The organism is Peptacetobacter sp. AB800 (assembly GCF_047807365.1).
In the GTDB taxonomy this organism is placed as follows: Bacteria; Bacillota; Clostridia; order Peptostreptococcales; family Peptostreptococcaceae; genus Peptacetobacter.
The window spans coordinates 1-7,441 of record NZ_JBLOUI010000064.1 but is presented as its reverse complement, the minus strand read 5'-3'; the positions used below and the strand labels follow the sequence as shown (position 1 = coordinate 7,441).

At 31.4% G+C, this 7,441-nt stretch carries 8 protein-coding genes and 1 riboswitch; of the genes, 7 read left to right on the top strand and 1 reads right to left on the bottom strand.

Annotation, left to right across the window (positions count from 1 at the left end):
• Positions 1-106: 106 nt before the first annotated feature.
• A complete protein-coding gene (locus ACK2WN_RS11685; protein WP_416155661.1) occupies positions 107-298 on the bottom strand; it encodes an AbrB/MazE/SpoVT family DNA-binding domain-containing protein in 192 nt (63 codons plus the stop codon).
• A 520-nt stretch (positions 299-818) separates the two neighbouring features.
• On the opposite strand from ACK2WN_RS11685, the gene miaB reads away from it, so the two are divergent.
• From miaB to ACK2WN_RS11650, 7 genes are all read left to right on the top strand, one after another.
• Complete coding sequence (gene miaB / locus ACK2WN_RS11680) at positions 819-2,288, top strand: tRNA (N6-isopentenyl adenosine(37)-C2)-methylthiotransferase MiaB (RefSeq protein ID WP_416155660.1); 1,470 nt, start codon at positions 819-821, stop codon at positions 2,286-2,288.
• Positions 2,289-2,324: 36 nt separating this feature from the next.
• Complete coding sequence (locus ACK2WN_RS11675) at positions 2,325-2,864, top strand: hypothetical protein (RefSeq protein WP_300528389.1); 540 nt, start codon at positions 2,325-2,327, stop codon at positions 2,862-2,864.
• Between the two features lie 97 nt (positions 2,865-2,961).
• Positions 2,962-3,603, top strand: coding sequence for a lactate utilization protein (locus ACK2WN_RS11670; RefSeq protein WP_329999200.1), 642 nt, complete (start codon positions 2,962-2,964; stop codon positions 3,601-3,603).
• A 16-nt stretch (positions 3,604-3,619) separates the two neighbouring features.
• On the top strand, positions 3,620-4,510 hold the full coding sequence (locus tag ACK2WN_RS11665) for a YegS/Rv2252/BmrU family lipid kinase (RefSeq protein ID WP_201417105.1): 891 nt from the start codon (positions 3,620-3,622) through the stop codon (positions 4,508-4,510).
• A gap of 340 nt (positions 4,511-4,850) precedes the next feature.
• A riboswitch (PreQ1 riboswitch) is annotated at positions 4,851-4,894 on the top strand.
• Between the two features lie 102 nt (positions 4,895-4,996).
• Complete coding sequence (locus tag ACK2WN_RS11660) at positions 4,997-5,968, top strand: nucleoside hydrolase (RefSeq protein ID WP_329999198.1); 972 nt, start codon at positions 4,997-4,999, stop codon at positions 5,966-5,968.
• The gene (locus ACK2WN_RS11655) at positions 5,968-6,531 is read left to right on the top strand and encodes an ECF transporter S component (protein ID WP_300528379.1); all 564 of its coding nucleotides are present in this window, start codon (positions 5,968-5,970) and stop codon (positions 6,529-6,531) included. Before ACK2WN_RS11660 ends, ACK2WN_RS11655 begins: the two co-directional genes overlap by 1 nt.
• Positions 6,532-6,558: 27 nt before the next feature.
• Entirely contained in the window at positions 6,559-7,251 is a 693-nt protein-coding gene (locus ACK2WN_RS11650; protein WP_300528377.1) for a radical SAM protein, read from the top strand.
• The last annotated feature ends 190 nt before the right edge of the window (positions 7,252-7,441 follow it).

Below are 7,441 nucleotides of genomic sequence, written 5' to 3'. Positions count from 1 at the left end.
AATTGTGGAGCTAAATTTGAATACAAAAAAACTGACAACCGTTAGGTGTCAGTTAAAGGTACTGTCATAAGAACACCTTTTAAAGGTGTTCTATGGCAGTATTTTTTTATTCTTCAGAGTGGTCTTTTTCGATTATAAGTTTTCCGTCCTCTAAAGTAAGGATAAGACCCTTATCTTCAGGAGTAACACCTAATTCTTTTATAACCCGAGCTGGAAGAGATAGCTTATAAGAATAGGTATTTTTACCAGATGCACCACCAGCTTTATTCATTATTACATTTCTTTTAAATTGTTCCATTTTTTAATCCTCCTAAAAAAGTATTTATCTAAAAAGCATTTATAACAATACGAATCAAGTCAAGCAATTTTAAAACTATTCCAACAGAAAGTAAAAGTACAATAAATTTAATTAATTTAACTTTTTTATCTTCTGTCATCCTTATATCCTCCTTTCGTGTTATAATGATATTAGAGAAAGCTATAAGGGGAGGGAGCCAACCTCCCCATTTGGAATTATTTAAAAAGATTTATTATTTTTGTTAGTACATTGCTTATAGTTTCGATTATCATACTAACAACTGTTACTTTTATTAAGATTAATTCCCATTTTGCTTTCTCTTTTTTGTTGCTCATTTTTATCACCTCCTTTAATTATATTATACTGCAATGGTAACCATTAGTCAAGTATTTTTATAATTTTACACAAAAATAATATATTTGTTTTCCGAAATAAATCACTAATAAAAATAACATCTAAAAAATATTTCAAAACTGTGATAAAATAAAAAGGATAGTTATAAATAGAAAAGGAGAAAAAAATGGAAACAATTAACATAAACAAAGAAGTAAAGAAACCAAGACAGAAAGTATTAGACCCTAAAAAACTAGAAGAACAGGAAGTGTTCATGGATAAAGTTAGAAAACTTAATGACCGGTGGGCAAAGAAAAAACACCGTCGTCCTGTCGTGGGCTGTGGTACGTTCGGGTGTCAGATGAATGAGCACGACTCAGAAGAACTAGCATATATGCTTGAAAGAATGGGATACGAAAGAACTGAAAAACTATACAAAGCAGACCTAATAATATACAACACTTGTGCAGTAAGAGAAAACGCAGAAATGAAAGTATATGGAAACCTAGGTCAGCTAAAATTCACAAAAAGAAAAAATCCAGACGTAAAAATAGCACTTTGTGGATGTATGATGCAGCAGCCACATGTTGTAGAAGAAATCAAAAAAAATCACAAACACGTAAACCTAATGTTTGGTACTCATAACCTATATAGATTCCCAGAACTACTATACAAACAGATAACTACTGGAAAAAATATAGTTGAAGTTTGGGATGTAGATGGAGAAGTAATAGAAGGGTTACACAGTAACAGAAAATTTGAACTAAAAGCATTTGTAAACATAATGTACGGATGCAACAATTTCTGCACGTACTGCATAGTTCCTTACACTAGAGGTAGAGAAAGAAGTAGAGAGCCACAGGATATAATTGACGAAATAAAAGAATTAGTAGCTCATGGAACAAAAGAAGTAACTTTACTTGGGCAGAACGTAAACTCATACGGAAAAACTCTTGAAAATCCTATGACATTTGCTGAACTTCTAAGAGAAGTCAACAAAATAGAAGGATTAGAAAGAATAAGATTTATGACATCTCATCCAAAAGACTTATCTGATGAAGTAATATATGCTATGAGAGATTGTGATAAAATATGTGAATTCCTACATCTACCAGTTCAGTGTGGAAGTAGTACACTTTTAAAGAAAATGAATAGACACTACACAAAAGAAGACTACCTTAATATAGTAAGAAAAGTTAGAAAAGAAATACCTGACATAGCATTCAGTACAGATATAATGGTTGGTTTCCCAGGAGAAACTCTTGAAGATGTTCAGGATACTATAGATGTAATAGAAGAAACTAAATATGACTCAGCATTTACATTCATATACTCTAAAAGAGAAGGAACTCCAGCTGCTAAAATGGAAGACCAGATTCCAGAAGACGAAAAACACAGAAGATTTGATGAAGTATTAGAACATGTTAACAGAATAGTTAACGATATAAACTATAGCTATCAGGATAAAGTGGTTGAAGTGCTAGTTGAAGGAAGAAGTGCCAAAGATAAAAATAGATACACTGGAAAAACTAGACAGAACAAAACTGTAAACTTTGATAGTAAAGAAGATAATTTAATAGGAAAATTAGTAAATGTAAAAATAACTCAGCCTAGATCATTCTCATTAAATGGTGAAGTTGTTGAGGTAATAAGATAATAAAAATAAAATCCGAAAGAGGAAGTGAATGATTAAATGAAAAAAATCATAATTCTTTTTGCTATGATGACATTAATTTTAACGGGATGCAATAAAGGAAAAACTAATGAAGAGCAAGAAGAACTTACAGAAGAAAGAATAAGAGAAGTTTCAGAAATGAACGATGAATTTACTGATTTAAGATTCGAATCAGAATTAGAATGGTACAACGATTTTGTTACTCCAATAAAAGATAACAACTGGGATGTATCGAAAGAAGGATTAGAATCTATATTAGATGATATAGCGGAAAAAAGAGAAGCTATTAAATCAATAGACAAAGAAGAAATAAAAACATACTTGGATTTTAGATATTCTCAGTTAGACAAAGATGGAGAAGACAAAGAACTAAAGAAAAAATTAGATGACGACTATAAAAAGATACCAGGTGCTTTAGAAGGAATGAACCAAATATTAGATGTTATAGAAAATGATGTTAACCTTGGACTGGATGGTAGCTTTAGTTCTGAAGATAAAAACAAAATAGAAAATTCTTTTGCAGAAGTTATAAAAATTTATGAAGATAAAATTCAGTAAAGTTAATAGAAATATGATATTATTATAATGTGAATTTGAGTTATAATTTTAAAATATAACTTGATTTGCAAAAAAATGTGGTGAGGAAGTGTTCGACGTGGATAAAAATATAGAATGGTTAAACGAAAAAAGAATTGAAAAAACAATAAAAGCTCTTGAAGAAAATAATATGAATGGATATCTTGTAAACAACAAGGAAGAACTTATAGAAACTATAGAAAAAATAGTAGCTAAAGATTCTGTTGTTGCTTGTGGTGGTTCTATGACATTATTTGAGACAGGTGTAATCGACTATTTAAGAGGAGGAAGATATACTTTCCTTGATAGATATGAAAAAGGACTAACTCCAGCAGATACAAAAGAAATATTTAGAAAATCATTTTCTGCCGATGCGTACTTCACAAGTACTAATGCTATAACAGAAAATGGAGAACTTTACAATGTAGATGGCAATGGAAACAGAGTTGCTGCTATGATGTATGGACCAGATAAGGTAATCGTAATTGTAGGTGCTAACAAAATAGTTAAAAATGAAGCTGAAGCAATAGAGAGAGTAAAATCAATAGCAGCTCCAGCAAATACAAAGAGATTAAATAGAAAAACTCCTTGTGCAACTACAGGTATGTGTGCAAATTGTTCAAGTCCAGATAGAATTTGTGACAATTACACTACTATAAAAAAACAGGTTCAGGGAGATAGAATGCATGTAATATTCCTTAATGAAAACTTAGGTTATTAGGAATTTGGGAGGAAGTATGAAAAAAGTAAAATTTATATATAATCCAAATTCTGGAGAGAAAAAACTAGCAGGTAAACTAGATAGCATAATAAGAATATATCAAAAAAATGGATATACAGTAATACCATATAGATTAGACTATGATATACCAGTATCGGCTTCTTTCAAAGATTTAGACGAATCATATGATCATGTTGTCTTTTGTGGCGGAGATGGAACTATTGATTTAATGGTAAATGAGTTAAAAAGAAGAAATATAAATCTTCCAGTTGGTATAATTCCATCTGGTACGGCAAATGACTTTGCAAATGCACTTGGATTAGAACATGATCCTGAAGAAGCTGTTAAGAAAATCATAAGCTCTAGACCTAAGAAAATAGATTTAGGGAAGGTGAATAACAAGTACTTTGTGAATGTAGCTAGTGCGGGTATGTTTACAGATGTTTCTCAGAAAATAAATAACGACATAAAAAACTCTTTTGGAAGAATAACATACTATATAAAAGGAATTGAAGAAGCTAGATCTATGAGAGAATTTCACATAGACGTTCAATCAGAAGAAACTTGTTATTCTGGAAATATGTATTTAATGCTTGTCTTTAATGGAAAGACAGCAGGAAACATAAATTTAGCGTATAAGGCTGAGGTAGATGACGGATATTTAGATGTTATAATATTCAAAGGAATGCCTATTCCAAAGCTATTACCAGTTTTAATAGGTGTGCTAAAAGGTGAACATCTAGATTTTGAAACTGACAATGAAATATTATACTTTAAGACTAAGAAAGTTAGAATAGATTGTGACGATGATTTAGGAACAGATATCGACGGAGAAAAGGGACCAGGCTTCCCTCTTGAGATAGAATGTGTTGAAGATGCACTTGATATTCTTGGAGTAGAGTTTTAGAAAAAACTTGATATTAAATTATATGAAATAGACAAATAATAAAAAATGCTATGTGAAAAATAATCACATGGTATTTTTTTTCGCCAAAAATATTTTTGGCGAATTTTGGCGAAAAATAAATAACTAGTTAAAATAAAATGTTATAAATATTAAAATATAAAGAGTTCTTGAAAAGAAAACAAAAAGCATATATAATATATAAAGTAGCAAAATAAAGATTGAAAAACTGTGGATAATATAATTTTTCTGCGGATTCTTCTGACATTTGCTAAAAATTCAATATACTAAAGTAGTATAAACCTTTAAAATCCAACGTTTCTGAAAAATAATATTAGGAATGTTGGGACTTGTTCGAGAACTCCAAGTATAAAAAACTAAGGATCTTATATAGTGGCAGTATATAAAGTTGTATCCTTTGATATGGCTTTTTTTGTTGCAAAAAAGTCGTATAGTTCTCCTTTGCAATAATAAAAGGAGGGATATAAAATGGAAAGAAGAAAAGTAATAATCGACTGCGACCCAGGAATCGACGACGCATTAGCTCTAATGCTTGCGATAAAATCTGAAGAATTAGAAATTCTGGGAATAACGGTATGCAGTGGAAACGTACCTGCAAAAATGGGTGCAAAAAATGCAATCAAAGTACTGGAAATATGTGAAAGAACAGACATACCAGTATACATTGGTGAAGAACTACCTCTAGTGAGAGAACTTGTAACAGCACAGGACACTCATGGAGAGGATGGACTAGGTGAAAACAACTATTCAGATGTAGAAGGTGTTGAGCCTAAAGAAGGTGGAGTACAGTTTATAGTGGACACACTTAAAAGAAAAGAAAATGTGTCAATAATAGCACTTGCACCACTTACAAATATAGCAAAAGCATTACAGGTGGACAAAGAAGCTTTTGCAAACATAGACGAATTTGTTACAATGGGAGGAAATTTCAAATCTAATGGAAATTGCTCACCAGTTGCAGAGTTTAACTACTGGGTTGACCCACATGCAGCGGACTATGTCTACAAAAATATGCCGGTAAAAGTTCAGATGATAGGTCTTGATGTTACAAGAGAAATTGTATTAACACCAAACAGACTAGAGCTTATGAGCAGACTAGGCAACGAAAAAATGTACAAATTTATAAAAGAAATAACAAGATTCTATATAGATTTCCACTGGAATCAGGAGGGAATCATAGGATGCGTTATAAACGATCCTCTTGCAATTGCTTATTTCATAGATAAGAGTATATGCAGTGGAAAAGAGTATTTTGTTGAAGTAGAGGAAGCAGGAAAAGCTATTGGAATGACAATAGTAGATGAATTCGACTTCTATAAAAAAGAAAAAAATGCTTTAGTACTAACTGAAGTAGACTCAGAAAAAACTATGAAAATGTTTATGAACAGAATATTCCCTGGAAACGAGGAATTAATTGAAGCAATGGGAGGAAATTTATAATGGAAAAGAAAAAAGAATTTAATACAAAAACACTTACACTTATGGCATTTGGTATAGCTTTAAATATAATCGGTGCGTTTATAGCATTGACACTTAGATTACCTATATATATGGATTCAATAGGTACAATAATGGTTGCAATATTACTTGGACCTAAATACGCTGTGATGACAGGGGTTTGCGGAAGTTTAATAAGTGGAACATTTGACGTGTACTCTTTATACTACGCTCCAGTTCAGATATCAACAGGTCTACTAGCGGGAATAGTTGCTGAAAAAGGACTTCTAAAAGGAATGAAAACTCCTCTAGGTGTTCTATTATTCGCAATTCCTACATCAATAGTTAGTGCAATAATAACAGTTGTATTATTTGACGGTATAACATCATCAGGATCTTCATATATACTACAGTTCCTAAGTGGAATAGGTATGAATAAAGTAATGGCAGCATTCTTAGTTCAGATAGTTACTGACTATGCGGACAAGTTTACAGCAGTTGCACTAGTGAGCTTAGGTCTAAATGCAATGCCTAAAAAATTTGTGGCTTCCTTTTCAAAAAGATAAGGAGAAGTCCAGACGGAGGAAGAAATAATGGATAGATACAGTAAAATAACTGAAAAAAATCCTAGAGAAATAGTATTGCTTAAAGCATTTCCTTGTGTATGGGGAAAATGTCTTTTCTGCGATTATATAGATGACAACTCACAGAATGAAGAAGAAATGAACAAAACAAACTTTGAAGTTCTTGAAAATATAACAGGAGAATTTGGGGTATTAGAGGTTATAAACTCTGGTAGCTGCTTTGAAATTCCGAAAAAAACTCTAGAAAAAATAAGAGAGATAGTATTAGAAAAAAATATAAAAACTCTTTGGTTTGAAAGCCATTGGTGCTATAAAAACAGATTAGAAGAAATGAAGGAATTCTTCAAAGGAGTAGAGGTAAAATTCAAAATAGGTGTTGAAACATTTGACAATGATTTTAGAAATGGATACCTTAACAAATGTGCTAATTTCAAGACTTACGAAGATGTTAGAAAATATTTCAACTCACCTTGTCTACTTGTCGGTATGAAAGGTCAGACTAAGGAAATGATTAAAAGAGACATAGAAATAGTAGAAAACTACTTTGAAAGAGGAACTATAAACGTATTTGTAAATAATACGACTCCAGTTAAGAGAGATGAGGAGCTTGTAAAATGGTATTGTGAGACATTTAAATATTTAGATGATAATCCAAATATAGAAGTTCTTTATAATAATACTGACTTTGGAGTAGGGGATTAATCTAGTAAAACATAAATAAAGTAAAACTAAGCATAAATATAAAAATAAAGCGGATAAGAGAAAAATTTACTCTTATCCGTTTTTTGGTATGACGGGCATGCTATTAATCTGTGGTGAAAGTCCATAAAAGGCGTAGCTACCAATGAACTTGATAGTGACTTGCAAGGTTTATGCTGCGAAGCATAGGCGA